This window comes from Rhodococcus sp. JG-3 (assembly GCF_000482405.1).
Classification (GTDB): domain Bacteria; phylum Actinomycetota; class Actinomycetes; order Mycobacteriales; family Mycobacteriaceae; genus Rhodococcoides; species Rhodococcoides fascians.
Genome location: NZ_KI519398.1, coordinates 2,534,718 through 2,559,368, shown reverse-complemented (window position 1 = coordinate 2,559,368; position 24,651 = coordinate 2,534,718). Strand labels below are relative to the sequence as shown.

Annotated in this window: 25 protein-coding genes and 1 riboswitch; of the genes, 10 read left to right on the top strand and 15 right to left on the bottom strand. The window is 64.6% G+C overall.

Features of this window, described 5'->3' with window-relative positions; all coding sequences use genetic code 11:
* Window positions 1-19: 19 nt before the first annotated feature.
* From K414_RS26965 to K414_RS0113490, 5 genes are all read right to left on the bottom strand, one after another.
* The gene (locus tag K414_RS26965; RefSeq protein ID WP_051365106.1) at window positions 20-409 is read right to left on the bottom strand and encodes a DUF6412 domain-containing protein; all 390 of its coding nucleotides are present in this window, start codon (window positions 407-409) and stop codon (window positions 20-22) included.
* Window positions 410-470: 61 nt separating this feature from the next.
* Window positions 471-755 (bottom strand): DUF6412 domain-containing protein, encoded by a 285-nt coding sequence (locus K414_RS29395; RefSeq protein ID WP_027496407.1) that lies wholly within the window; start codon window positions 753-755, stop codon window positions 471-473.
* Between the two features lie 42 nt (window positions 756-797).
* Entirely contained in the window at window positions 798-2,228 is a 1,431-nt protein-coding gene (locus K414_RS0113500) for a DUF4173 domain-containing protein (protein WP_027496406.1), read from the bottom strand.
* A 98-nt stretch (window positions 2,229-2,326) separates the two neighbouring features.
* Window positions 2,327-3,301 (bottom strand): ATP-binding protein, encoded by a 975-nt coding sequence (locus tag K414_RS0113495; protein WP_027496405.1) that lies wholly within the window; start codon window positions 3,299-3,301, stop codon window positions 2,327-2,329.
* Complete coding sequence (locus tag K414_RS0113490; RefSeq protein ID WP_027496404.1) at window positions 3,298-3,972, bottom strand: response regulator transcription factor; 675 nt, start codon at window positions 3,970-3,972, stop codon at window positions 3,298-3,300. Before K414_RS0113490 ends, K414_RS0113495 begins: the two co-directional genes overlap by 4 nt.
* 135 nt (window positions 3,973-4,107) lie before the next feature.
* Between K414_RS0113490 and K414_RS0113485 the strand changes: the two genes are divergently transcribed.
* On the top strand, window positions 4,108-5,157 hold the full coding sequence (locus tag K414_RS0113485; protein WP_027496403.1) for an ABC transporter substrate-binding protein: 1,050 nt from the start codon (window positions 4,108-4,110) through the stop codon (window positions 5,155-5,157).
* 3 nt (window positions 5,158-5,160) lie between these two features.
* Here K414_RS0113485 and K414_RS0113480 read toward each other — a convergent pair whose 3' ends face one another.
* Window positions 5,161-6,300 carry an MFS transporter gene (locus tag K414_RS0113480; protein ID WP_032367243.1) on the bottom strand — a complete coding sequence of 380 codons (1,140 nt, stop codon included), beginning with the start codon at window positions 6,298-6,300 and terminating at the stop codon, window positions 5,161-5,163.
* 371 nt (window positions 6,301-6,671) lie between these two features.
* Window positions 6,672-6,794, top strand: a riboswitch (SAM riboswitch).
* Between the two features lie 154 nt (window positions 6,795-6,948).
* Between K414_RS0113480 and K414_RS0113470 the strand changes: the two genes are divergently transcribed.
* Both K414_RS0113470 and K414_RS0113465 read left to right on the top strand, forming a co-directional pair.
* Window positions 6,949-8,298, top strand: a complete 1,350-nt coding sequence (locus K414_RS0113470; protein ID WP_080732016.1) for a bifunctional o-acetylhomoserine/o-acetylserine sulfhydrylase — start codon at window positions 6,949-6,951, stop codon at window positions 8,296-8,298.
* Between the two features lie 59 nt (window positions 8,299-8,357).
* Complete coding sequence (locus K414_RS0113465) at window positions 8,358-9,440, top strand: homoserine O-acetyltransferase (RefSeq protein WP_230593015.1); 1,083 nt, start codon at window positions 8,358-8,360, stop codon at window positions 9,438-9,440.
* 20 nt (window positions 9,441-9,460) lie between these two features.
* Here the strand turns inward: K414_RS0113465 and K414_RS0113460 are convergent, their stop codons facing one another.
* The 3 genes from K414_RS0113460 to K414_RS0113450 all read right to left on the bottom strand — a co-directional run bounded on the left by K414_RS0113460 (window position 9,461) and on the right by K414_RS0113450 (window position 11,311).
* Window positions 9,461-9,706 carry a DUF3017 domain-containing protein gene (locus K414_RS0113460; protein WP_045842095.1) on the bottom strand — a complete coding sequence of 82 codons (246 nt, stop codon included), beginning with the start codon at window positions 9,704-9,706 and terminating at the stop codon, window positions 9,461-9,463.
* An 82-nt stretch (window positions 9,707-9,788) separates the two neighbouring features.
* Window positions 9,789-10,646 carry a bifunctional methylenetetrahydrofolate dehydrogenase/methenyltetrahydrofolate cyclohydrolase gene (locus K414_RS0113455; protein ID WP_027496398.1) on the bottom strand — a complete coding sequence of 286 codons (858 nt, stop codon included), beginning with the start codon at window positions 10,644-10,646 and terminating at the stop codon, window positions 9,789-9,791.
* Between the two features lie 56 nt (window positions 10,647-10,702).
* Window positions 10,703-11,311, bottom strand: a complete 609-nt coding sequence (locus tag K414_RS0113450) for a pentapeptide repeat-containing protein (protein ID WP_032366683.1) — start codon at window positions 11,309-11,311, stop codon at window positions 10,703-10,705.
* A gap of 33 nt (window positions 11,312-11,344) precedes the next feature.
* On the opposite strand from K414_RS0113450, the gene K414_RS0113445 reads away from it, so the two are divergent.
* From K414_RS0113445 to K414_RS0113430, 4 genes are all read left to right on the top strand, one after another.
* Complete coding sequence (locus K414_RS0113445; protein ID WP_179271319.1) at window positions 11,345-11,809, top strand: tRNA (cytidine(34)-2'-O)-methyltransferase; 465 nt, start codon at window positions 11,345-11,347, stop codon at window positions 11,807-11,809.
* A gap of 43 nt (window positions 11,810-11,852) precedes the next feature.
* Window positions 11,853-12,725, top strand: coding sequence for an SDR family NAD(P)-dependent oxidoreductase (locus tag K414_RS0113440; RefSeq protein WP_027496395.1), 873 nt, complete (start codon window positions 11,853-11,855; stop codon window positions 12,723-12,725).
* Window positions 12,726-12,753: 28 nt separating this feature from the next.
* Entirely contained in the window at window positions 12,754-13,221 is a 468-nt protein-coding gene (locus tag K414_RS0113435) for a MerR family transcriptional regulator (RefSeq protein WP_027496394.1), read from the top strand.
* Between the two features lie 489 nt (window positions 13,222-13,710).
* On the top strand, window positions 13,711-14,265 hold the full coding sequence (locus K414_RS0113430; RefSeq protein ID WP_027496393.1) for a DUF6764 family protein: 555 nt from the start codon (window positions 13,711-13,713) through the stop codon (window positions 14,263-14,265).
* Window positions 14,266-14,291: 26 nt separating this feature from the next.
* Here K414_RS0113430 and K414_RS28245 read toward each other — a convergent pair whose 3' ends face one another.
* On the bottom strand, window positions 14,292-14,549 hold the full coding sequence (locus K414_RS28245) for a hypothetical protein (protein ID WP_027496392.1): 258 nt from the start codon (window positions 14,547-14,549) through the stop codon (window positions 14,292-14,294).
* A gap of 87 nt (window positions 14,550-14,636) precedes the next feature.
* Window positions 14,637-14,828 carry a hypothetical protein gene (locus tag K414_RS28240; protein WP_027496391.1) on the bottom strand — a complete coding sequence of 64 codons (192 nt, stop codon included), beginning with the start codon at window positions 14,826-14,828 and terminating at the stop codon, window positions 14,637-14,639.
* Window positions 14,829-14,984: 156 nt separating this feature from the next.
* On the opposite strand from K414_RS28240, the gene K414_RS28235 reads away from it, so the two are divergent.
* Together K414_RS28235 and K414_RS0113410 are read left to right on the top strand one after the other, a co-directional pair.
* Window positions 14,985-17,000: an HNH endonuclease signature motif containing protein gene (locus K414_RS28235; RefSeq protein WP_152530427.1), complete on the top strand. Its 2,016-nt coding sequence runs from the start codon at window positions 14,985-14,987 to the stop codon at window positions 16,998-17,000.
* Window positions 17,001-17,076: 76 nt separating this feature from the next.
* Window positions 17,077-18,030 (top strand): HAMP domain-containing protein, encoded by a 954-nt coding sequence (locus K414_RS0113410; protein WP_037220164.1) that lies wholly within the window; start codon window positions 17,077-17,079, stop codon window positions 18,028-18,030.
* Between the two features lie 35 nt (window positions 18,031-18,065).
* Here the strand turns inward: K414_RS0113410 and K414_RS0113405 are convergent, their stop codons facing one another.
* Both K414_RS0113405 and K414_RS0113400 read right to left on the bottom strand, forming a co-directional pair.
* Window positions 18,066-18,995, bottom strand: a complete 930-nt coding sequence (locus tag K414_RS0113405) for an SDR family oxidoreductase (protein ID WP_027496389.1) — start codon at window positions 18,993-18,995, stop codon at window positions 18,066-18,068.
* A gap of 111 nt (window positions 18,996-19,106) precedes the next feature.
* The gene (locus K414_RS0113400; RefSeq protein WP_027496388.1) at window positions 19,107-19,946 is read right to left on the bottom strand and encodes a helix-turn-helix transcriptional regulator; all 840 of its coding nucleotides are present in this window, start codon (window positions 19,944-19,946) and stop codon (window positions 19,107-19,109) included.
* A gap of 65 nt (window positions 19,947-20,011) precedes the next feature.
* On the opposite strand from K414_RS0113400, the gene K414_RS0113395 reads away from it, so the two are divergent.
* Window positions 20,012-20,737, top strand: a complete 726-nt coding sequence (locus tag K414_RS0113395; RefSeq protein WP_027496387.1) for an SDR family oxidoreductase — start codon at window positions 20,012-20,014, stop codon at window positions 20,735-20,737.
* A 19-nt stretch (window positions 20,738-20,756) separates the two neighbouring features.
* On the opposite strand, the gene K414_RS0113390 is transcribed toward K414_RS0113395, so the two are convergent.
* Both K414_RS0113390 and K414_RS0113385 read right to left on the bottom strand, forming a co-directional pair.
* A complete protein-coding gene (locus tag K414_RS0113390) occupies window positions 20,757-21,257 on the bottom strand; it encodes a metallophosphoesterase (protein WP_027496386.1) in 501 nt (166 codons plus the stop codon).
* Between the two features lie 54 nt (window positions 21,258-21,311).
* Window positions 21,312-24,587 (bottom strand): error-prone DNA polymerase, encoded by a 3,276-nt coding sequence (locus tag K414_RS0113385; RefSeq protein ID WP_027496385.1) that lies wholly within the window; start codon window positions 24,585-24,587, stop codon window positions 21,312-21,314.
* Between the last annotated feature and the right edge of the window lie 64 nt (window positions 24,588-24,651).

Below are 24,651 nucleotides of genomic sequence, written 5' to 3'. Positions count from 1 at the left end.
GACCGGATCTCGCAGTGGCTCAGCGGAACTGGAGCCACCGATCCGGTCCGTGAACCGATCCGGGTGCTCTCGGCATAGGGCGGCCTGGCGCGTCGGGTTGCTCTTGTCTGCGGTAGGCCCCACGGAGTCTGCCGCCGTCGGATCCGGCGGTTGTGGACGCGGGCGGCACCACGACGAGGACGTCGGCCGATGCACCCGTCACCAGCAGTGCCGCAGCCACCAGCGCACCGAACATCGCTATCTGGGCCGCGGGCTGGGCATCGACGACGGCGAAGACGACCAGCAGGACTGCCGTCACTCCGACGAGGGTGACCACTGCGGCTCGCCACGGCGACACCGCACGCCTGGAAATTACGTCGAATGCAGCCGTCGAATCGAGACGGCGGGTGGCGTTGTCGATGGACAACATGGTGATTCTCCCGATGAACCTCGTGGACCAGGGGCACGTGAGGTGTGGGAGAGCTGTCGAACTACAGCGCTCCCACCAGGAGACCGGGTGCTCGCGGCTGCGGGCGACCGGGTGCGTCGGGGCGATGTTGGCGTCGGAACGAGCCACGAAGGTGGCGCTCCTCCGCATTCGGTCCGACGTTCGACGGACGGTACAGAAGGCTCAGCGCCCCGGCACGATGCGCGTAGAACACCGTTGCCGCCAGAGCAGCGACGATGATCAGTGCGAGATCCGCCGGTCCGGCCGGAGTCGTCAGTAGCAGCGTGAAGAACAGCACCGACGTGACGACGAGGTTCTGATAGCCCATCGTGCACCTCCGTCCTTACGTCACCGATCGTCGAGTCGTTGCTCAGGGTACAGATACCGTCGGGTCTGTGCACTGGTACCAGCTGTCTCCCCAGGAGACCGGGCCCCGGGCCTGAACACACTCACGAACACGTTCGGGCAGGCGATCGAGTTCGGAATCTGCGTCCGCCGACAACCCGCCGAGGTAGAACACGTCGATCCGCCCCGTCTCCTCGAACCGTTCGACGTTCTGCCGCGCGATGTACGCGTCCGGGTTCAGGGCCGCGAGGGCGAGAACGGTCAGCACTGCTCCCACACCGACTGCTCGCGGAAGCCAGCGACCCGACATCCGTACGCCCGCGACGAGCAGCAATACGAACACCGAACCCAACCACCATTCGACGGCGGTGACGAACAGCCGCAGGGTGGTGTAGCCGTACTGCTCCTCGTACAACGACATTCGATGCAACGCCGACGCCACGATCACCACCGACAGTGCGCACAGCGCGCCGAGCAGAACCCGCAATGCGAGTCGGTCGCGTAGGTCCGTTCGTTCGGCCTTGGTCACGGTGACCGCGATGACGAGCAAGGTCAATACCGTCACCGTCAGCAACTGCCAGAATCCCTGCCGTGCGTACTCGGCGTTGGTCAAACCTTCGGTGCTCAGAACGTGTCCCTGGCCGCCGAACAAGCTCGGAATCTGAAAGGCGACGAATACCCCGAACAGGCCGACGACAGCGCCGAGCGGTATTGCCCACTCCCACAACCGAAGTGTGCGACGCGGTGTTGCCGCCAGGCGGTCGAAGCGCGGCGGACGCACGGCCACGTATGCGGCGGCGAGGGCACCTGCGGCCGTCAGTACGAAAACGACCACTCGGCCGAAAATCGATCCGAGATCGAACTGCGGAGTGACCGAGCCCAGCGCATCCGCGAACCGTCGATCCGCCGCCCCGAACAGCGCGGCGAACACCACACAGAGCGCGACGGTGACGGCGGCGACCACGCCGATTCGGATCGGCTTGGGCCCGTCGAGATCGATGGTTCCCGCCCCTCGTCGCGTCCACCGCACGACCCGCAAGGGCAGCAGCACCGGCAGCACGGCGCCGAGAGCGATGCCCGTCCAAGTCCAGGCCCGCGAGAGAACCACCGACCCGACGACGACAGCAAGGGCAACGGACAGAGCGACGATCCACTCCGCCTCTCGTAGCGCCGCGACGCTGGACAAGGCGAGGACCCCCGCCACACCCACCCACTCCCACGGCGACAACGACGCGCGTCGTACCGCTACGACGACAGCCATGATGCTTGCGGCAGTGATGGGTACGCCGAAGTTGTTGTAGCCCAATACCACTGCACTGACGAGGCCGGCAGCGAGCGCTCCGACAAGTGCCGCGCGGGGTGCCCGAGAGTGTCGCAGCACCGGCCAGGTTCGAGGGCTCCACAGCGATCGACGAGGCCGCGTTCTGGGGTGCATGGGTATTCCGATCGTGGTCATGGCTGTCATCCATTTCTGTGTTCGAGGCATGCCGAACCGCGGCTGCGGTCCAGGGACGAGCAGTCGAGGTGAGTGGGTGTGTGAGAGAAGGTGGGTCGTCAGCGCCCGGGGATGGCCACTCGGATGTGGCAGCCCGATTCACTGTCGAGAACGTCGATGGTCCCGCCGTGCAGTTCGGTGGCCCACCGCGCGATTCCGAGTCCGAGACCTGTTCCGCCGTCGGTGGATCCGCCGCGTGTGAACCGGTCGAACACCGCGTGACGGTCGGCCGGTGCGATGCCGGGACCCTCGTCGCGAACATCGAACGCGAACCGGTCCCCGGTTCGATGCGCCCGGATACTCACCGTGCCCGACTGCGGCGAATGCCGTACGGCGTTGTCGACGAGATTGGTGATCACCTGCGTCATTCGAGCGCGATCGGCGACGACCGTCCCGGCACCGGGTGAGACGACGATCGATACTCGTTCTCGGTGAACGCCGGTCGCCTCCTCGAGGAAGGGGCGCACCGGGAATTCCGTCGGGGCGATGCTCAGCACTCCGCCCTCGACCCTCGACAGATCGAGCAGTTCGGTCACCAGGTTTCCCAGTCTCTCGGTCTGGCCGAGAGCCACCGACAACGTAGCCGGGTCGGGTTCGGTCACCCCGTCGACCATGTTCTCGAGCACTGCCCGCAAGGCAGCGATCGGAGTCTTCAATTCGTGGGAGACGTTTCCGATCAGCTCGCGGCGGTACTTCTCGGCGGCTTCCAAGTCGCTCGCCATGGTGTTGAACGCGATGGCGAGCTCGCCCACCTCGTCGCGGGACGTGGCACGCACCCGGGTCGAATAGTCGCCTCGCGCCATCGCTTTGGCTGCCGAGGTCATCTCTCGCAGGGGCGACGTCATGCCGTGCGCGACGAATTGTGTTGCGGCCAAAGACACGATCAATGCGGCGAGAAGTGTGTAGCGAAACTGCCAGCCGGCCCCGATCCAGAAGACGACGCTCGCCAGCACCAGCACGATGCCCACCACGAGCGAGACCTTGAGTTTGAACGACCGCAAGGGATCGAGCGGACGCGGCAGCATCGGCCTCATCGCGGTGCCTCCACGGCGTATCCGACGCCGTGGACGGTACGAATCAGGTCGCCACCGAGCTTGCGCCGCAACGCTTTCACATGACTGTCGACGGTACGACTGCTGGCCGAATCGTCCCAACCCCACAGTTCCGACAGCAGGGTCTCCCTGGACACCGCCGTGCGAGGTCGAGCGGCCAGATACGCCAGGATGTCGAATTCGGTTCTGGTGACGTGGATGTCGCCCGCGTCGGTGGAGACGCGTCGCTCCCGGTGATCGATGTGCACGTCGCCGATTCGAGTGGTGTACTGCTCGGGAGTGACGACGCGCTCGGCGCGCCTGATGAGAGCGTGCACACGCGCGACCAGTTCACGCATGCTGAACGGCTTGCCCAGATAATCGTCTGCACCGACGCCCAGCCCGACGAGCATGTCGGTCTCGTCGGACTTGGCCGTCAACATCAGTACCGGTACCGGCCGGGACGCCTGGATGCGTCGGCACACTTCGAGTCCGTCGAAACCGGGAAGCATCAGATCCAGCACCACCACGTCGGGGTCGATCCGGCCGCACACTTCCACCGCGGAGGGGCCGTCGGCGGCAGTGACCACCTCGTACCCTTCGCCTCGCAGTCGAGCGGCCACGGCGTCGGAGATCGTGGGTTCGTCGTCGACTACGAGAACTGTGCGGCTCATGAGAATTGACCCTAGAGGTCGCACATGGAGGACTTCGTCGGGAAATGTGGAGGTTCGGTGAAGGTTGACCTGAAAGTCGAACTAAGGGTGGGCTACCCTTCCTTTCGATACCCGACCTGACGAAAGGCCCACTCGATGCGTACCCGACCACTTCGGAGAACTTTGGCGGTGTGCGCGATCGCGCTGACCACGGCGGGACTACTGAGCGCCTGCTCGAACTCGGACGGCACGTCCGACGGCCCCGACTCCCCCACGACCGCCAGCTCGGGCGTCTTTCCCGTCTCGGTAAAGCATGCGTTCGGCGAGACCGTCGTTCCCGAGGAACCCACGCGCGTCGTGGTGGCGGGATACACCGAACAGGACACGGTGTTGGCCCTCGGCGTGATCCCCGTCGGAGTGACGGAGTGGTACGGCGACCAGCCGTACGCGACCTGGCCCTGGGCTCGGGCCGCGCTGGGAAATGCCCAGCCCGAGGTGCTCACCAACAACGGCGACGGTTTCGAGACCGAGAAGATCGCCGCCCTCGAGCCCGATCTGATCATCGCCACCAACGCCGGTCTCACCGCGGACAGCTACCGGACTCTGAGCAACATCGCACCCACGCTCGCCCAGTCCGACGCGTCGACCGCCTACTTCGAGCCCTGGGACGTACAGGCGGAGAAGATCGGCCGGGCGATGGGCAAGAAAGCCGAAGTGGACGGACTCATCGACGGTGTGAATCAGAAGTTCGCCGATGCCGCGGCGGCTCACCCCGAGTTCGCAGGGAAGAAGGCGATCTTCCTGCAGAACGCGTTCTACGAGGGCAAGGCCATCGCGTACCAGGACGGTTTGAGCACCGACTTCCTGACGAAGCTCGGTTTTGTGATCCCCGACGACATCGACGCGTTCGTGCCGGCCGACGGCAGTGCGCAGGCGAGCATCCCGCTGGAGAACCTGTCGGTCCTCGACACTGCAGATGTGCTGATCTGGGGAACGGAGAACCCGGGCGATCGCGGCCAGTTGGAGAAGGAACCGGTGTACAACGCTCTGCAGCCGGTGAAGGACGGCAACCTCGTCTTCACCGATGGGGTGACGGCGGGGGCGATCTACTTCACGAGTGTGCTGAGCCTGCCGTACGTGATCGACAAGGTGGCTCCGGCAATGTCCGAGGCGCTCGGCGGAACCGCCACCACCATCACGTCCTGACTCTCATGCCGCCGAGCGCTTCTCCATCCACATGGCGACGGACAGAACGCCCAGGCCGGCAACAGCGAGACCCGAGCCGACGGCGGCCGGTGCCGTGTAGCCGAGACCTGCGGCGATCACCGCACCGCCCACCGCGGCTCCGATGGCATTGGCCAGGTTGAACGCCGCGTGATTGAGTGACGCGGCGAGAGTCTGCGCGTCCTCCGCCACGTCCATCAGACGGGTCTGAAGTCCGGGGACGACGGACGAGCCGGACGCGCCGATCAAGAACACGAGAAGCAGCGCGGTCACCGGGTTGTGAGCCGCGACGACGAAGACGGCCAGGGACACCGCGGTCGCGGCCAGCCCGATGAAGGTGCCTTTGAGCTTGTACTTGTCGGCCAACCAACCGCCCGCGTAGTTGCCGGCAACCATGCCGAGGCCGTAGATCATCAAGGCCACCGGAACCAGTGCACGGGCAAGGCCTGCGACGTCGGTCAGGGTCGACGCGATGTAGGTGTACACCGCGAACATGCCGCCGAATCCGACGATGCCGACGAACAGGGTCATCCACACCTGGCCACGGCGGAGGGCACCGAGCTCGGTGATCGGGCTGGTGGTCGGCATGGCGTCGAGTCGCGGCATCCACAGGACGAGTGCACTGACGGTGAGCAACCCGATCACGGCGACGAGGGCGAATGCGCTTCGCCACCCGAGTGCCTGGCCGATCCAGGTCGCCACCGGTACACCGACGACGTTCGCCACCGATAGACCCATCATCACCATCGCGACGGCTTTGGCCCGTTTACCCGGTTCGGCGAGGTGCGCTGCCACCAGTGCCGCAACGCCGAAATACGCGCCGTGCGGCAGACCGGCCACGAACCGGGACGCCACCAACTCGTTGAAACTCGGCGCGAAGACCGTCCCGAGATTGCCGAGCGTGAACGCCACCATCAGCGCCAGCAACAACATGCGCCGAGGAACACGCGCCGCAAGAGCAGCGATGGTCGGCGCACCGACGACGACGCCGAGCGCGTAGGCGGAGATCATGTGGCCGGCCGACGGCTCCGAGATTCCCATCGTCGTCGCGATGTCCGGGAGCAGGCCCATCGACGCGAATTCGGTGGTGCCGATGCCGAAGCCGCCGATGGACAGGGCCAGCATGGCGAGCCTGCGGCGGGTCGAGTGCGGTCGATGGCCGACACTCAACCCACTCGACACCTTGCCGCGCACGGCGCTGACGTTTCTGGCGAGAGCGGAATCGGTGACAGTCACAGCAGAACAACCTTCGTAAGCAATCGGATTACAGAGCGGGCCAGGGGCTGGTGGATCGACGACCTGGTAAATCGACGACCTGGTGGATCGATTCAGTACAGCCCGACCGGACGGCACAACGTTCGTCGTGTTCATTGTCTTCCCCGAGGCGACCGGTTTTCGAGTCGTCGGGCGGTGATTGTCCTCACCAGAGCATCTGCTCGAGGGTCGTGAGCGCCCTCGTTCCCCCGAGACACCCGTACCCGCTAAGATTCCTGCCAGGTCATGAGTGCCAGCATCGAGCCCCGGCTTGCTGGCCGGCAACCCTCCAACCGCGGTGGGGTGCCCCGGGTGAACGACCAGGCCGATGCAACACATCCGTGTCGTATCGACAAGCGCGGGTCCGCTCCGAAGCGGACCCACTGATCTTCGGTCCCCACGGGCCGAGGCATGTCAGGAGGTTCTCATGTGTTGCTGTACCGATACGCCCCGTAACGCTCGAGTTCTCGAGCTTCATTCGACAGAAAACACGTCTGAGAAAACGGAGTATCACCAGCCATGACCGATTCGACCCCCGACGTCGTAGACGCCACCGGAGCACCCACCGAGGATCCGTTCACCGATCCCTCGGCCGACTGGAGCTTCGAGACCAAGCAGATCCATTCGGGTCAGACACCGGACGGCACCACCAGGGCTCGTGCGTTGCCCATCTACCAGACCACCTCGTACACCTTCGACAACACCGACCACGCGGCCGCACTGTTCGGCCTGGCGGAACCGGGCAACATCTACACCCGCATCATCAATCCCACGCAGGATGTCGTCGAGCAGCGCATCGCCGCTCTCGAAGGGGGCGTAGCAGCGCTTCTGCTCGCGTCGGGCCAAGCAGCAGAAACGTTCGCCATTCTAAATCTCGCCGAGGCGGGCGATCACATCGTCTCGAGCCCGCGGCTCTACGGCGGCACGTACAACCTTTTCCACTACACGCTTCCCAAACTCGGGATCACCGTCTCGTTCGTCGACGATCCGGACGATCTCGAGCAGTGGCGCGCGGCCATCACACCTTCGACCAAAGCGTTCTACGGTGAGACGATCTCCAACCCGAAGAACGACGTTCTCGATATCCCCGGCATTTCGGCGATCGCCCACGAGAACGGCATTCCGCTGATCGTCGACAACACCGTCGCGACGCCGTACCTGCTGCAGCCGCTGAAGCACGGTGCCGACATCGTGGTGCACTCGGCGACGAAGTACCTCGGCGGTCACGGCACGGCGATCGCGGGCGTCATCGTCGACGGCGGAACGTTCGACTGGACGCAAGGCCGTCACCCCAACTTCACCACCCCGGATCCGAGTTACCACGGTGTCGTCTTCGCCGATCTCGGCGCTCCGGCCTTCGCGCTGAAGGCGCGGGTGCAGTTGTTGCGCGACATCGGGGCTGCGGTGTCACCCTTCAATGCGTTCCTCATCAGTCAGGGCCTCGAGACGTTGAGTCTTCGAATCGAGCGGCACGTGGCGAACGCGCAGAAGGTGGCCGCCTTCTTGGCAGGTCGCGACGACGTCGTCTCGATCAACTACGCCGGACTCGAATCCTCGCCCTGGTACGAGCGCGGGCAGCAGCTGCTCCCGAAGGGGCAGGGCGCGATCATCGCGTTCGAGCTGAAGGGAGGAGTGGACGCGGGCAAGAAGTTCGTCAACGCTCTCACTCTGCACAGTCATGTGGCTAACATCGGAGACGTGCGTTCTCTCGTCATCCATCCCGCGTCCACCACGCATTCGCAGTTGACCCCGGAAGAGCAGTTGGCCTCCGGCGTCACTCCTGGCCTCGTGCGTCTGGCCGTCGGTATAGAAGGAATCGACGACATCATCGCCGATCTCGAGGTCGGCTTCCGCGCGGCGGCGTCTTGAGCCACAGCTTGAATACAGGCGTTCGTCCGGAGGCGGTCCTTCCGTCTCCGGACGGGCGGTTGGGAACCATCGACATCGGTGGTCTCGATCTCGAGAACGGTTCTCACATTCCGCACGTGACCGTGGCGGTGCAGCGTTGGGGCGAGATGGCGGCCGATCGCAGCAACGTCGTGCTCGTCGAACATGCGTTGACCGGTGATTCCCACGTTTCGGGACCGCCGGATGCCGACCACGTACTGCCCGGTTGGTGGAACGGGATGGTCGGCCCGGGCAGCCCCATCGACACCGACGAATGGTGTGTCGTCGCCACCAACGTGCTCGGCGGATGCGGAGGCACCACCGGGCCGAGCAGCATCTCCCCCGACGGCACCCCGTACGGTTCTCGCTTCCCGGAAATTTCGATTCGCGATCAGGTGGCGGCAGAGGTCGCGGTGGCCGACGTTCTGGGCATCGATCGGTTCGCCGCCGTCGTGGGCGGGTCGATGGGTGGCATGCGCACCCTCGAATGGATTGTGGGACATCCGGATCGGGTGGGTGCCGCGCTGGTGCTCGCCGTCGGTGCCCGCGCGACAGCGGACCAGATCGGGACACAAACCACCCAGATCGCTGCGATCAAGGCCGATCCGGGTTGGCTCGGCGGCAACTACCACGACACCGGCACCGCCCCGACCGCCGGACTCGGGATCGCTCGTCGCATCGCGCATCTGACGTACCGAACCGAGAGCGAACTCGACATTCGGTTCGGGAACTCTCCGCAGAACGACGAGGATCCGTGGGCCGGCGGCAGGTACTCCGCGCAGAGCTACCTCGAGCATCAGGCCGCCAAACTGGTCAATCGATTCGACGCGGCGACGTACGTTCTTCTGAGCGAAGCGATGAACCGGCACGACGTGGGCCGAGGACGCGGCGGAGTCGCCGAAGCCCTTGCGTCCGTGCCGGTTCCGACCATCGTCGGGGGCGTCGATTCCGATCGCCTCTACCCGCTTCGACTGCAGAAAGAAATTGCGCGTGAACTCCCACAGTGCCGGGGGCTCGAAGTGATCCAGTCGCGAGACGGCCACGACGGATTTCTCACCGAGGCCGATTCGGTGGCGAAGCTGCTGGCCGAGACGATGGAGCTCGCCCGCCTCGGACGGCGCTGACCCGAATCGATCGGTCTACGTCAGTCCGTCCCCAGGGGATCGATCGACAGCGACAGAAAGACGATGGCACCGCCGACGCCTCCCAGCGCCAACACGTCGAATCCCCTGCTGCGCACCTTCAGGGTTCCGACGCGTGACTCGGGCAGGCACAGTCGCAGCAACGCTGCCACCACCGCTGCACACCCGAAGATGAACGAGCCGCGCCGCCAACGGTCGGCGAGAACCAGGACCAGCGCAGCGAGCACGATGATCGACACCACGACCATCGGTAGATTCCGAGCGAGCGCCGCTCGGAGACCCGGCACGTGATCGCCTCGCGCATCCTGTACGTCGTTCACCTCGGCTCGCTCAACTCTGGGCCGCAGCGCGTTCGGCTCGCTCCACGACATTGGACAGCAGAAACGCGCGCGTCAACGGACCGACTCCACCGGGGTTGGGCGACAGGAAACCGGCCACCTCGGCGACGTCGTCCGCGACGTCTCCGCGCAATCCGTCCTCGGTGCGGGTGACCCCGACGTCGAGCACAGCCGCCCCGGGCTTGACCATGTCTGCGGTGATCAAACCGGGAACCCCGGCGGCCGCGATGACGATGTCGGCGCGGGAGACCTCTGCGGCAAGATCACGAGTTCCGGTGTGGCACAACGTGACAGTCGCGTTCTCCGAACGGCGGGTCAGCAGCAGTCCGATCGGCCGGCCCACCGTCACACCGCGGCCGATGACCACAGCGCGCGCCCCGTCGAGTGCGACGTCGTAGCGCCGCAGCAAGTGGACGATGCCCCGCGGGGTGCACGGCAGTGCGGCGTCCTTGCCCAGCACCAAGCGGCCGAGGTTGATCGGGTGCAGACCGTCGGCATCCTTGTCGGGATCGATGCGCTCGAGCGCGGCGTTCTCGTCCAGATGCTTGGGCAACGGAAGCTGCACGATGTACCCGGTGCAGTCGGGGTTGGCGTTGAGCTCGTCGATGACCGCTTCGAGTTCGGACTGAGTGATATCCGCGGGAAGATCGCGTCGGATGGAAGTGATGCCCACCTTCGCGCAGTCGTTGTGCTTGCCCCGCACGTATGCGGCAGAACCCGGATCATCTCCGACGAGCACCGTCGCCAGGCCGGGAGTGATGCCCTGCTCCCGCAGACGTGCCACACGGGCGGTGAGGTCGACGAAAATCTCGTCACGAGTCGCTTTGCCATCGAGGATCGTTGCAGTCACCGGGCCATTGTTTCAGGTTCTGTCGGCCCGGCGGCGCGCCGGGCCGATCACCGCGGTCAGCTCTCGACGATCAGACCCTGCGCAGCCGCGAAGGCCACTGCTTGCATCAGTTCGATCTTGGCCCCGCGCACCCCTGCGCCGACCCACAGCGACGCATCGACGACGGCTCCGCGCAGGTCCGACTCCTCCATTTTGGCACCGACGGTTCGTGCGCCCGCGAGATCGACGGACCGCAGCACCGCTTTGCGAAGATCGGTCGAGGTCAGGTTCGCCTCCCGCATCCGACATCCGGTCAGATCGACGCCGCGCAGGTCGGCATTACCCAGCGAGGCCAACGTGAAATCGACTTCGTCGTAGGTGGCCGGACGCATGCGAGTGTCCACGAACACCGATCCCATCAACGTCGAGTGACGGAAGACGCTGTGCTGCAGGTTGGTTCGAGTGAACGTGCACGATCGAAAGGCCGAGTTGGTGTGCACCGAATCCGTGAGGTCGGTACCGGTGAAGTCGCATTCGGTGAAGACGACCGAGTCGGTCCGCACATTGCTCATGTCCGCGTCACGGAAGGTGCACCGGACGAACTGCCTTCCCGACCACTCCCGCCCGTCGAGTCGAGAATCCGAGAAATCTTCGCCGATGGTCTGTTCGTCGTCCACCTGCCCCATCCTCCCCGGGCTCGTGGTGGCAGAGTGATCCGGGTGTTTCGACTCATGTTCTTCGAGCCCCGGATTCCGCAGAACACCGGCAATGCGATTCGCCTCGTCGCCGGCACCGGATGCGAACTGCATCTCGTGGGCCCCCTCGGGTTCGACATGTCCGAACCCAAGCTCAAACGTGCGGGATTGGACTACCACGACCTCGCGTCGGTCACCGTGCACCAGAACCTGCCGTCGGCGTGGTCCGCACTGGCCCCGGAACGGGTCTTCGCCTTCACCGCGCACGCAACACGCTCCTACGCCGACGTCGCCTACCAACCCGGTGACGTCCTACTGTTCGGACCGGAACCCACCGGACTCCCCGACGACGTCTTGAACGACCCCCATGTGACCGATCAGCTGCGCATCCCGATGATCCCCGGACGCCGATCACTCAACCTGGCGAACGCCGCAGCAGTGACAATGTACGAGGCCTGGCGCCAACACGACTATCAGGGCAGCGTCTGAACGATTTGCGTTCGAGTGCGCTCGAAGCCATAGCTTTCCGTTCATGACACAACCGCTCGGACAACGGCATTGGCTCATCACCGGAGCATCCTCCGGCCTGGGTCGGGCGCTCACCGTCGCCGCCCTGGAGGCAGGCGACACCGTCGTCGCAGCGATGCGGCGACCCGAACGTCTCGACGACCTGGTTGCCGAGAACCCGGAATCCCTACTGACCATCGCCTTCGACGTCAGAAACACCGAATCCGCGCCGACCGTCGTCGAGGCCGCGATCGGCCGGTTCGGACGCGTCGACGTACTGGTGAACAACGGAGGCGTCGGGCAGATCGGTGCGGCGGAGGAGATAGACGACACGCGATTGCGCGACATGCTCGAACAACACGTGGTCGGGCCTGCTGCTCTGGACCGCGCAGTCCTGCCTCACATGCGAGAACGGAGCGCGGGAACAATCGTGCAGATCAGCAGCCAGGGCGGCCGCGTCTCGTTCCCGGGTGCTGGCTCGTACTCTGCAGGTAAATTCGCGCTCGAAGGCTGGTCGGAAGCCCTTGCCGGCGAGGTTGCTCCGTTCGGCATTCGAGTTCTTATCGTCGAACCGAGTCGGTTCAGGACCGGGTTCAACAATGCCGATGTACTCGAGATCGCAGACCCCATCGATGCCTACACCGCCCTGTTGGGCGCGCTCAGAGTCGACATGCTCGACGTCGACGGACGGCAAGAGGGCGATCCGGCCCGCGCCGCGCACATCATCCGCCGACTGGTCGACGCCGAATCCGCTCCCCTGCGCATCCCACTGGGGCGAGAAGCGGTTCGACGGCTACGCGAGTCGTACCGTCGGGAACTCGACTCCTTGAACACCCATGCCGAATTGTCCGCAAGCGCGGATTTCCCTGGTGTGCCCGAATCCGTCCGTCCGGTATGACTGCCCAGGTAGGACTATCTTCCCTCTCATGTCGACGAACGAATTGATGAACAGGGCGCTGTCGGCGGCCGTGGACTCGGCTGCGCCCCTGACGGTGGAGCTGCTGCACGACCTGATCGAGCCGTCGGAACTGCCCGAACCGCTCGGTATCGCCGAGGTAGCCGAACTACTCGGCATCTCCACACACACGCTGCGGTACTACGAGCGATGCGGCCTCATCGACGTCGATCGCGACGGACTCGAGCACAGACGATACGATTCCGCGGCCGTCCGTCGATTGGTGTTCCTGACAAGGATGCGGCTCTCGGGTATGCCCATGCGCGACCTCCGGAGATACGTCGCGCTGGTCGACAGCGGCGACCAGACCGTCCCGGAACGACTCGAGATGCTCGTCGCGCATCGCGACGCTGTTCACAAGCGCATCCGAGAACTGCAACTGTCTCTCGTGGCAACCGAGTACAAGATCGCAACATACGGCGGCGCCACGGGTCCGTGATCCGGGTGAAACAACCGTTCGGCCCGGTGGGCATGTCTGCGTCCTCGCACGTCAAATCGATTGTGAGCGTCGACAAATCGATCTGGTCGGAACGGCACCTGCGCTGTGAGACCCAACTATCGAGCCGCGTCCGACGGCTCGCCAGCCCTCCGATAACAATTTCCTTTCGTTCGGCGGTCGCCCGGGCATGCCGACTCGGAGCATCGCCACCCGCTTCGGACACCGGCACCGAGCCGACAAACAAGCCCCAATCATGAACTGACGGAACGGAATCGACCGGACTGCACACGTAGAACCTGGGCAGTACGAAGGCGGTACGAACCGGCTCGACCGATACCGCAGGGGTCCGAGAAATCGGACTTCTACGACGATTCATCTCCCGATGCCATCGGCACCGTTACACAATCTGTGTCTGCTTGCTGTCACGGACCCCCGGAGCGGGGTACCGTGTGCCGCACCGACCCGTTTCGCTCGTGAAGGAGCTTTCTGTTGTTCTCTGTTTCCCTGCCCCGTACGGTTTCTTCCAACTCCTCCTCCGCGCGAACGTTCAGTCGGTTCGGTAGTCGAATCGCCCGCACCGCAGCTATTTTCGCCATCGGATCGGGCCTGACGGCGGCCGCCTTCGCCGGCACCGCCACCGCGTCGGCGGCACCGGTCACGTGCGCGTCGCCGCCCTCGGCCAACGACATCCAGGTGAGTGACACAGCGAGCTGCGGAGCCACCTCGAACGGACCCGGAAGCGCCACCGCCGGTGCCGCTGACAGCGGTACTGCCGTCAGTGTCAACGACGGGCCGGGCGCAACCAACACCTACGCCAACGGTTACGGTGTCGCGCTCGGAGCAAGCAAGAACGCGGGCACGGCATACGCGCTCGCACTCGGCGGCGGAATCGCGCACTCGTGGGCAGATGCCGGCCAGACGACCCTCGCGGTCGCAGGATGGGGATCCGGTGCCACATCCGAGGCACGCGGCGTCGACTGCGTAGGGCCGCTGTCGTTGGCACTGAACCTCACGAGCGGTCAGTTCTGCGTTCTCGGTAGCTGATTCTTCTTCCGATCGAGCGGAGCCGACTACCCCGACACGGACCCGTCGAGGTAGTCGGCTCCACCGACGTAGACAGTCCGGTCGGACTTCTCGATGGGTCCGATTGCAGCCTCCGTCACAGCCGACGCGAACTCCGCAATGGTCGGGAGCGCACCCTGCGCGGTTCGCGCAGCGACTGAGTCCGGGTTACGACGTTCGAGCAGGGTGACCACGATCGTGCCCTCGATCATGTTCCCGGACACCACGACCAATTCGATTCCCCGAGAATCCAATTCAGGAATCATCCCACGTAGTGCATCCTCCCCCGCCCGTTTGCTCGCAGCAACGGGTTCGTATTCGACGGGGACCGGTTTCTTGCCGTGAAAATGCGCCTAATGGCTGGTGAGGAAGACGATCCGCGAGCCCGGCTCCATACGGTCGATACTCGCGCGAGCCAGCGCCACCTGCGCGTCGCGATTGATACTCATCGCGTAGTCGGGTTCTGCACCGAACTCCAGGCCACCCGAGGCATTGAGAACCAGAACGTCGATTGCGCCGAACTCGGCAACGACAACGTGCAACATGGCGTCGATTGCCGCACCACAGCATCAGCCCGACGTATTCAGGCAGTGTCAGCACGTGCCCACGAGGCACCTTTCCATTCTTGTCGGTGGGTGGAGATACGCTTTCCCCAGTTCGAACGCATGTTCTGAACTGGGGGTCACCGGGGGGTGAAAAAAATGGCTGCACCAGTGGTGTCGTTGGAGGCGTTGATCACTGCCGCGCGGGAAGAGAATCGGCATGCGGCCCGAAAGATCGCTGCCTGCTACGACTTCCACCTCACCTGCATCGCGCAGGATGCGAAGCATCGGCAGTACAGCCGGTACGGACGCACCGAGATGGCACTCGCGTTGAGCTGCTCCGCCACCGTCGCCGAAGCCTACGTGTCCGTCGGCGTGGCACTGCACATCCGGCTTCCTCTGGTGAAAACCGCATTCGAGGCCGGCGACATCGACCTCCCCCGCGTACGTACGGTGTGCCGGATCCTCGACAACCTCTCGGACGACATCGTCAAGTCCGTCGAGGGCGACATCGTCGAAGCGGCCCGACGGTCGTCACCGGGTCCACTGGAGAAGGAGATCTGGGACATTCTGCTGCGGGTCGCGCCCGAGGAAGCAGCAGCACTACGCGACTTCGCGAAGAAGTTCCGCAATGTTTCTTATGCCCCAGCTGGGGAGTTGGCGCGGATCCGAGCGGAGTTGACCGCGCCCGAAGCGGCGGCGGCATGGCAGTTGCTCGAGGAGATGGCCGACACGGTGTGTGTCAAGGATCCGCGCGGCAAACAGGAACGACTGTGCGATGCCTTCATGGCGCGGATGCACGGAGAGCCCCGGCTGATATGCCTGTGTCAACGTGAAGACTGCCCGAAGAAAGACGCAGAGCTGCCGGATCGTCGGGTGCCGTTGACGATGATCACCGTCGACATCGCCACCCTCATCGGACTGCTCGCGAACCCTGCGTATCTGGCCGGGCACGGATCCATCGACCCCGATCTCGCACGAGAGTTGGCACGCAACAGTCAGTGGCAGATCCTGCTCACCGAAGCAGTGACCCTTGCAGAGGCACTCGGACTGGCGGTGCAGAACCCGGAGACCGGGGAGTGGGAACGACGATCGGCTGAATCGACAGACACCACAGACACCACACCCCAGCCGAACACGACAGAACCCGAGCCGGCACAGCCGAAGTCGGCAGCATCGAACGTAGCCGAATGGAACGCGACGGAATCGAATAAACCTCCAGCGCATGCGGATACATGCACAGACACAGGCACCAGCACCGCAACGCGCGCAGCAGCGCCGACGGACAACGCAACGGAGAAGTCAGCGCCAGCGGACACGGCAGCACCGACAACTCACACCGAAGGCGCGACCAAGAATGCAACCGACAGTGCAGAACGCGTGGACGATGCAGGGCCGGGTCCGGGTTCGGCTGCTGCACAGACCGATTCGACGACTGTTCCGACACCACCCGAGCCGACCGTTGATGACGACACCCGGCAACGACGTCGGAATGCCCTTGCCTCCGCAGCGGCACTGTTCTGTACTCACACCCCAATCGGCCGGGGCGCACGGCACAGCTCTGCCCTCGACCTACCCTCGATGATCCGGTCGAACCGCCGCATCATGCACACACCGGCAGGCATCTACCTCGGCAATGCGTCCCTCGCCGCAGCACTCGAAGCCGCCATCGCCGCCGACCCCACTCTCGGCAAGTCCGTCGGGCGCGACCCCCTCACCGACCGAGCCCTGATCTACCGACCCGACGCCCTCACCACCGCCGCCGTCCGGCTACGCGACCGCCACTGCCGCTTCCCCGGCTGCCACCGACCCGCGGCACGCTGCCAAATCGACCACGTGATCCCGTTCGACCACGCCAATCCCCTCGGCGGCGGCTGGACCACCGTCAACAACCTCCAATGCCTCTGCGAATACCACCACAGCGTCAAAACCGCAGGCTACTGGACCGCCGTCATGCTCCCCGGCGGCGCCATCCTATGGACCTCCACCTCGAAGACCACCCGAATCACCCTGCCAGCCAACGGAACCACAGTACCCATCATCGGCAACGACCTCCGGCCACACATCCCCACCCAACCCAGAAGATCAGGCATCATCGCCTACCCCGACCCACCCGACAACCCGACCCCCGAGCCAGAACCGACCAACGAAGAAGACGAGGAGCCGCCCTTCTGAGTATCGGTGCGCTCTGCGGTGCCTCCTCATGGCAGCCTCGCGAATTCTGGTCGCTGCCGACCGGCATACTCGATCCATGACGTATTCACGTGCGCACACCCGCCCGAGGGCGCTGTCGTTGCACGGACGGATTCGAGTGTTGACGATGAGCCTGGCCGCGCTCGCCGTTGCGGTCAGCGCTCTGGCGATCTACCTCGTCGCAGAGCAGTCGCTTCGTTCGCAGATCATCGACCGTGTCGGCCGAAACAGCGATGCGCTGATCGCCAGCGCAGCGTCGGGAGTGCCGGCCGATCTGTTCGGGTTCGGGATCGAGGACACGGAAGGAACCGCGGTCAAAGTTGCGTTGATGACCACCGATGGCACCTTGGTGTCCTCGTCCAACGGCACCTACCCCTTCACCAACTCCGATGGTGGGCTCGACGATCCGGAGAAGGCGGTCACCGAGGGCCGCACCGATCGGTCACTGCGGGAGGTTCGCGGCTACTACATATCCGCCGAGCGCACCGATTCCGGTGAGACGATCATGGTGGCCGAAGCCCTGAGCGGTACCTCACCACTGCTCGGAAAACTCACGCTTGCCCTGATCCTCGTCGGGGCGTTCCTCGTGGCCCTCGCTGGTGTGGCCGGCGCAGCCGTCGCTCGCACCGGACTTCGTCCGGTCAGACGGTTACGCGCCGGTACGGAACGAGTGGCCAGGACGGGTGCCTTCGAGCCCATCGACGTCAACGGAGACGACGAACTGGCGTCTCTCGCCAACAGTTTCAACGAGATGCTGGCTGCGCTCTCGCGGTCGCGGGCACGACAGGGACAGTTGATAGTCGACGCAGGTGCCGAACTGATGGAACCATTGACCGCTCTGCGCACCAACATCGATCTGTTGATGTCCCTCGACGGCCCGAATGCCCCGGTCATGCCCGACGAGCAACAGGACCGACTGCGCGTGGAAGTCATCGAACAGATGGACGTCATCATCGGACTGGTGCACGACTTGGTCGACCATGCCAGAGAGCCCGCACCGACCCAGCAGTGAGAACCCAGCAGTGGGCACCGAGCAGGGCCCGCGACTCAGGATCCGAGTCGTACACCGGTGAGAACCTCGGATGCGTCCCACAGACGTCGCGCATCGTCCATGCTGCGCAACGGCTTCCATATGGAGACCTCGGCCGGGGGACCACCGATCAGGCGTCTGGGTCCTACGAACTGGTCGCCTCGCGACAGTGTTCCCGCTGCTGCCACCACAGCCGGCTGCGCGGCGCTGTCTACGCTCCCCGCAATCCCGACGCGAGCCAGAACGCTGATCAGCCCGCGGCCGGCCGAATCCTTGGGTCGTCCCAGGCCCGGTTGAGCCGCAAGCAGATTCGTCGGGGAGATTCCGGGATGCGCCATGTTGCTGGTGATTCCCCACCCGCCGGCCCTACTGCGCGCCTCGAGCTCACGGGCGAACAGCCCCACAGCGATCTTGGATTGGCTGTAGGCCTTCATGACGTCGTAGGACTGCTCCCAATTCAAGTCGTCCCAGTTGATGGCCCCCACGCGTGCCGCGATGCTGGTCTGGTGAGTGACCCGTCCTGCGCCTTCTCGGAGCAGTGGGAGCAGGCCGAGGGTGAAGGCGAAGTGACCGAGGTGGTTCGTACCGAATTGCAGCTCGAACCCGTCCTGGGTGACCTGCCGCTGCGGCGGTTGCATGACACCGGCGTTGTTGACGAGAACGTCGATCGGTCGGCCTTCCGACAAGAACTCGTCGACCGATGCGCCAACGGAGGTCAGTGACGACAGATCGAGGAGCCGAGTGCTGACCTTCGCGTTCGGCACGGATGACCGAATCGATTCGACTACCCGCTCTCCCTTGGCGGCTGAGCGCACGGGCATGACGACCTCGGCTCCCGAACGAGCGAGAGAAGTCGCAATCACCGCGCCGAGACCGTGACTCGCTCCGGTGACGACGGCACGCTTTCCAGTGAGATTCCTGATCGATGTATCTGCGATGCGGACCATTGTGAGCTCCTCGGCTGTAGTGATCGAGCGATTTGGATGCGCTGACATCCATGGTCGTGCCACACGCCGCTCTGATCCAGGACTTGCCGATCCACTGATGAGCAGACCTCGTCAGGTCAGTACGTCAGTACCGACAACCGAGAGCAGTTCCAATCTTGCATAGCTCTCGCTGCCCGGCACGGCTGTGTACACCAGCAGTCGATGCGATTGCTCGGGGTCGAGCAGCGTCTGACAATGCAGCTCGATCTGGCCGACCGCCGGATGGATGAAGGTCTTGAACTCGGGGGGACGAACACCCACTTCGCGCCGCTCCCACAACACTCGGAATTCCTCGCTGGACGCTTGGAGTCGAGCGGCCAGTCGAGCCGCCTGCGAGTCCGGGCCGCGCACGGTCGCGACTTCCCGTAAACCCGAGGCGTATGCCCTCGACAGCAAGGCGCGATCTTCGAGCGGATACGACTGCTGGACAGCAGGATCGGTGAACCAGCGATATCCGAGACTTCTATCCGGCCCGGTCCGGTGCGTTGCGTCTCCGGTCAAGGCTGCTGCCAGAGGCGTCTGTCGAAGGGTCTCTCCGATCTCGGAGATGATCTCGGCCGGCGTGTCGTGCAGGCGATCCATGATGCGCAACAGGCCAGGGCTGACGTGCTCGCTTGCCGCACCGCGTACCGGTGGACTCTGGCCGGCCAAGCGGAAGACGTGGTCGCGCTCGTCCAACGACAGGTGCAGACCCTGCGCTATCGACGCGATCATCTGCTCCGATGGAGCGGGGCCTGTTCCGCGCTCGAGGCGCGCGTAGTAATCGGTCGACATGTGGCACAGGCCGGCTACTTCTTCCCGGCGCAGACCCCGCGTTCGACGCCGTTGTCCACGCGGAAGTCCGACATCCTCGGGCTGTAGCGCCTCTCGGCGCTGCTTGAGAAAAGCGGCCAATTCCGGTCTGTCGATCAACAGAACCCTCCTCTGTCGTGCGTTGCCCGCCATTGTGCTCCTTCGGTACTCGCTATTGTCGAACGATGAATGCCCCTTTGACGATCGTGACCGGCGGCAGCCGCGGAATCGGAGCCGCAGTATCTCGGCGACTCGTGGCCGATGGGCACGACGTCGTGATCGCCTACCGCTCGGATTCTGCGGCCGCCGACGCAGTGGTGAACGAATTGTCGAGCGCCGACCGAACGGTCGTCGCGATACGTGCCGACACCACTGACGAGCGGTCGGTGATCGATCTGTTCGCTGCTGCTGCCGAGATCGGCACTGTCACCGGATTGGTGAACAACGCCGGATCGGCGCGTGCAATAGGGACCCTGGCGAGCAACGACATCGAGACGATCAGGGCAGACTTGGACGTCAACCTGGTCGGCGTCCTGATCTGCTGCAAGTACGCCATACACGCGATGGCCGACCACGGCGGTGCCATCGTCAACATCTCCTCCGCGGCAGCCACCATCGGAAGTCCCGGTATGTACGTGCACTACGCCGCGGCCAAGGCAGCCGTCGACACCTTGACGGTCGGTCTGTCCAAAGAGCTTGCCGCGCAGAACATTCGTGTCAACGCCGTCGCGCCGGGAGTCATCGAGACCGAGTTTCACAAAGACCGTGAGCGACCACGGAAGATGGCGTCGAGCATCCCCCTCGGCCGCCCCGGAGTGCCCGACGAGATCGCCGGCGCGGTGTCGTGGCTGTTGTCCGAGGATGCGCGCTACGCCACCGGAACGGTCGTCCGAGTCGCAGGCGGAATGTGACGGACACTCGACATGCCGATCAGCGAGGCGGAAGTCGATGCAGCTCGACGTCTGTCAGCTCGCCGCCATCGGCAACCGCGGTGAGGTAGGTACAGAACGGCTGCCGACGCCGATCCGTCGGAGATCCGGGGTTGAGCAGCCGTAGACCGTTGTCGGCCGTCGTATCCCACGGAATGTGACTGTGTCCGAACACGAGGACGTCGGTATCGGGGTATTCGGTCGCCATCCGGCGCTCGCGTCCTGTCGCGGCTCCGGTCTCGTGGACGACGGTGAAGCGCACGCCGCCGAGTACCACGTCGGCACGTTCGGGCATGACCGCACGCAGCTCGTCGCCGTCGTTGTTTCCCCAGCAGGCGACCAGCGAACGAGATCGCTGCGAGAGTGCCTCGAACGTCGCGAGATTCACCCAATCGCCGGCATGGATCACCACATCGGCGTCGTCGACGGCGGCCCACACCTGATCGGGCAGCACTTTCGCTCGGGTGGGCAAGTGAGTGTCCGCAATGATCAGTAGCTTCACGCCTCGATTCTGCACCGGCGTCCTGCTCGATGACGCGCGGGCAGGCCGAGTTCATCAGCGAAAGTCTCTGGATCGGGACGCAACTCGCAGATCCATCAATTGCAGATGGTCTGCCACCACGGTCACCGCTCCCTCGGCATTCTGCACTTTGCCTCGAATGAGCAACGCCGGAGCGGTGATTGCGAGTTTGCGGTACTTCGCCCACAACCCCACCGAGCACACGACGTTGACCATGCCGGTTTCGTCTTCGAGGTTGATGAACGTGACGCCTCCCGCGGTTGCCGGACGTTGACGATGCGTCACTGCACCGCCGACGAGAACCCGGTCGCCATCGGGGATCTTCAGCAGCCGATTCGCGGGCACCACGCCGAGGGAATCCAGCCGATCCCGGAAGAACTGAGTGGGGTAGGAATTGGGTGACACTCCCGTGGCCCAGACATCGGCCGACGCCAGATCGAGGTCCGTCATACCCGGCAGCGCAGGCGCTTTCGTCGATGCGCCGACGCCGGGGAGCAGACCGGGCCGCTCCCCCGCGGCCGCTCCGGCAGCCCACAACGCCTCTCGACGAGTGATGCCGAAACACCCCAGCGCGCCGGCCGTGGCCAGTGCTTCCGCTTGCGCCACCGACAGTTCGACGCGTCCCGTCAGATCCAGAAACGAGGTGTACGGCCCGTGTGCGTCTCGCGCATCGACGATCTTCTGGGCAAGTGTCGTCCCGATGAACTTCACGTCCGCCAAACCCATGCGGATCTCGAGACCGTCTGCCTCGAGATTTGCATGGCCGAGGCTGGCGTTGACGTCGGCACCGTGCACGACCACGCCGTGCCGTCGGGCATCGGCCACCAGAGACTGAGGTGAGTAGAAGCCCATCGGCTGAGCGCGTAGCAAACCGGCACAGAATGCCGCCGGATGGTGCAGCTTGAACCACGACGAGTAGAAAACCAACGAGGCGAAGCTCTGCGAATGGCTTTCGGGAAAGCCGAAGTTGGCGAATGCCGAGAGCTTTTCGTAGATTCGATCCGCGGCTGCACCGGTGATGCCGTGCAGATCACGCATTCCGTCGTAGAACCGTCCACGAAGCAATTCCATCTTTTCCGGAGACCGTTTCGATCCCATGGCTCGACGCAGCTGATCGGCATCGGCGGCGCTGAAGCCCGCGACGTCGATGGCCATCTGCATCAGCTGTTCTTGGAACAGCGGCACGCCGAGAGTTCGATCGAGAGCTTTCTTCAGCGACGGATGATCGAAGGTGACCGGTTCGAGTCCGTTGCGCCGCTTGACGTACGGGTGCACCGAGCCACCTTGGATGGGACCGGGACGAATCAAGGCGACCTCGACGACGAGATCGTAGAAATTACGCGGCTTGAGCCGCGGAAGAGTGGCCATCTGGGCCCGCGACTCGACCTGGAACACACCGACCGAATCGGCCCGTTGCAGCATCTCGTACACCGCATGTTCGGACAGGTCGATCGAGGCGAGGTCGATCTCGATGCCCTTGTGTTCGGCGACCAGGTCGATCATGTAATGCAGAGCCGAGAGCATCCCGAGCCCGAGCATGTCGAACTTGACCAAACCCACTGCGGCACAATCGTCTTTGTCCCATTGCAGCACACTGCGATTCTCCATCGTCGCCCATTCCACCGGGCACACGTCGGCGATCGGTCGGTCGCAGATCACCATTCCTCCCGAATGGATGCCGAGGTGACGCGGAAAGCCCTCGATCTGACGCGCGAGGTCGAGAACGGAATCGGGGATCCCGTCGCCGTCCTGATCGCCGATTCCGGACCACCGGGTGATCTGCTTGCTCCACGCGTCCTGTTGCCCCTGGGAGAACCCGAGAGCGCGGGCCATGTCTCGTACCGAGGACTTCCCGCGATAGGTGATGACGTTGGCGACCTGAGCGGCATGGGTACGGTCGTACTTGGCGTACACATGCTGAATGGCCTCTTCCCGCCGATCCGACTCGATGTCGATGTCGATGTCGGGTGGTCCGTCGCGTTCGGGTGCGAGAAACCGCTCGAACAGCAACTTGTTGGCGACCGGATCGACATTCGTGATTCCGATGGCGTAGCAGACGGCCGAGTTCGCCGCCGAACCTCGCCCCTGGCACAGGATGTCGTGGGTCTTGCAGAAATGAACGATGTCGTGCACCACCAGGAAGTAACCCGGAAATTCGAGCCGCTCGATGATGTCGAGCTCGTACTCCAACTGCGAATATGCAGCCGGGTTCGCCGACTGCGGGCCGTACCGCCGGGCAGCACCCTCGAACGTGAGCCGCCGCAGGTAACTGATCTCGGTGTAACCGTCGGGCACCTCGAAGGGTGGGAGACGAGGCGCAATCAGTTTCAGATCGAACGTGCATTCTCGACCCAGTTCGACGGCACCGCGCACTGCACCGGGATAGTGCTCGAACAGCTCCGCCATCTCCGCCCCCGACCGCAGATGTGCACCGCCCGTCGGTGCCAGCCACCCTGCCGCCTCGTCCAGACTGCTCCGGGCACGTACCGCAGCCATCGCCATGGCCAACCTTCGGCTACGTGGACTGGCGTAGTGCGCCGCCGTGGTGGCGATCATCGGCAGACCGTACCGGCGAGCCAGGGCCGCGAGAGCGTCGTTGCGCTCGTCGTCGTCGGCAGTGCCGTGCCTGGTGAGCTCGACGGTGACGCGCTCGGCCCCGAACCGATCGACCAGATCACGCAGCGCGAGATCGGCCGCCTCCGGCCCACCCCGCGAGAGCGCTTGGCGGACATGCCCTTTGCGACAACCGGTCAGGATCTGCCAGTGCCCTCCCGCCGATTCGGTGAGTTCGTCCACGTCGTACCGCGGCTCACCCTTGACTCCGCCGGCCAGATGCGCGGCCGCGATCCGACGCGACAGCCGTCGATACCCTTCCTGTCCACGAGCGAGCACCAGAAGATGCGTACCGTCGGGATCGGTCGCTCCGGCCCTGGACCGGTGGGTGTCGAGCGACAGCTCGGCACCGAACACCGTTCCGATGCCGAGGGCTCGTGCTGCCTCGGCGAAACGTACGACGCCGTAGAAGCCGTCGTGGTCGGTGATCGCAATGGATTCGAGTCCCAGACGCACCGCTTCCTCGACCATTTCCTCCGGCTGCGATGCGCCGTCGAGAAAGCTGAACGCAGAATGCGCATGCAGTTCTGCGTACGGTGTCGACGGCCCCACCGAATCGAGCCGGCGACCCTGGTAGGCGTCGCGTTTGCGCGACCACGCCGGGCTGTCGCCCCCATCGCCTTCGACGACCGGCTTGGGGCGCCCGGAGAGGACTCGCTCCATTTCCGACCAGGTGGGCGGCCCGTCGTTCCATCCCATCGAGACCACCTCCTTCACACCGTCACACACATCGTCGAACACTTGTTCTAATGAGAACACGAGG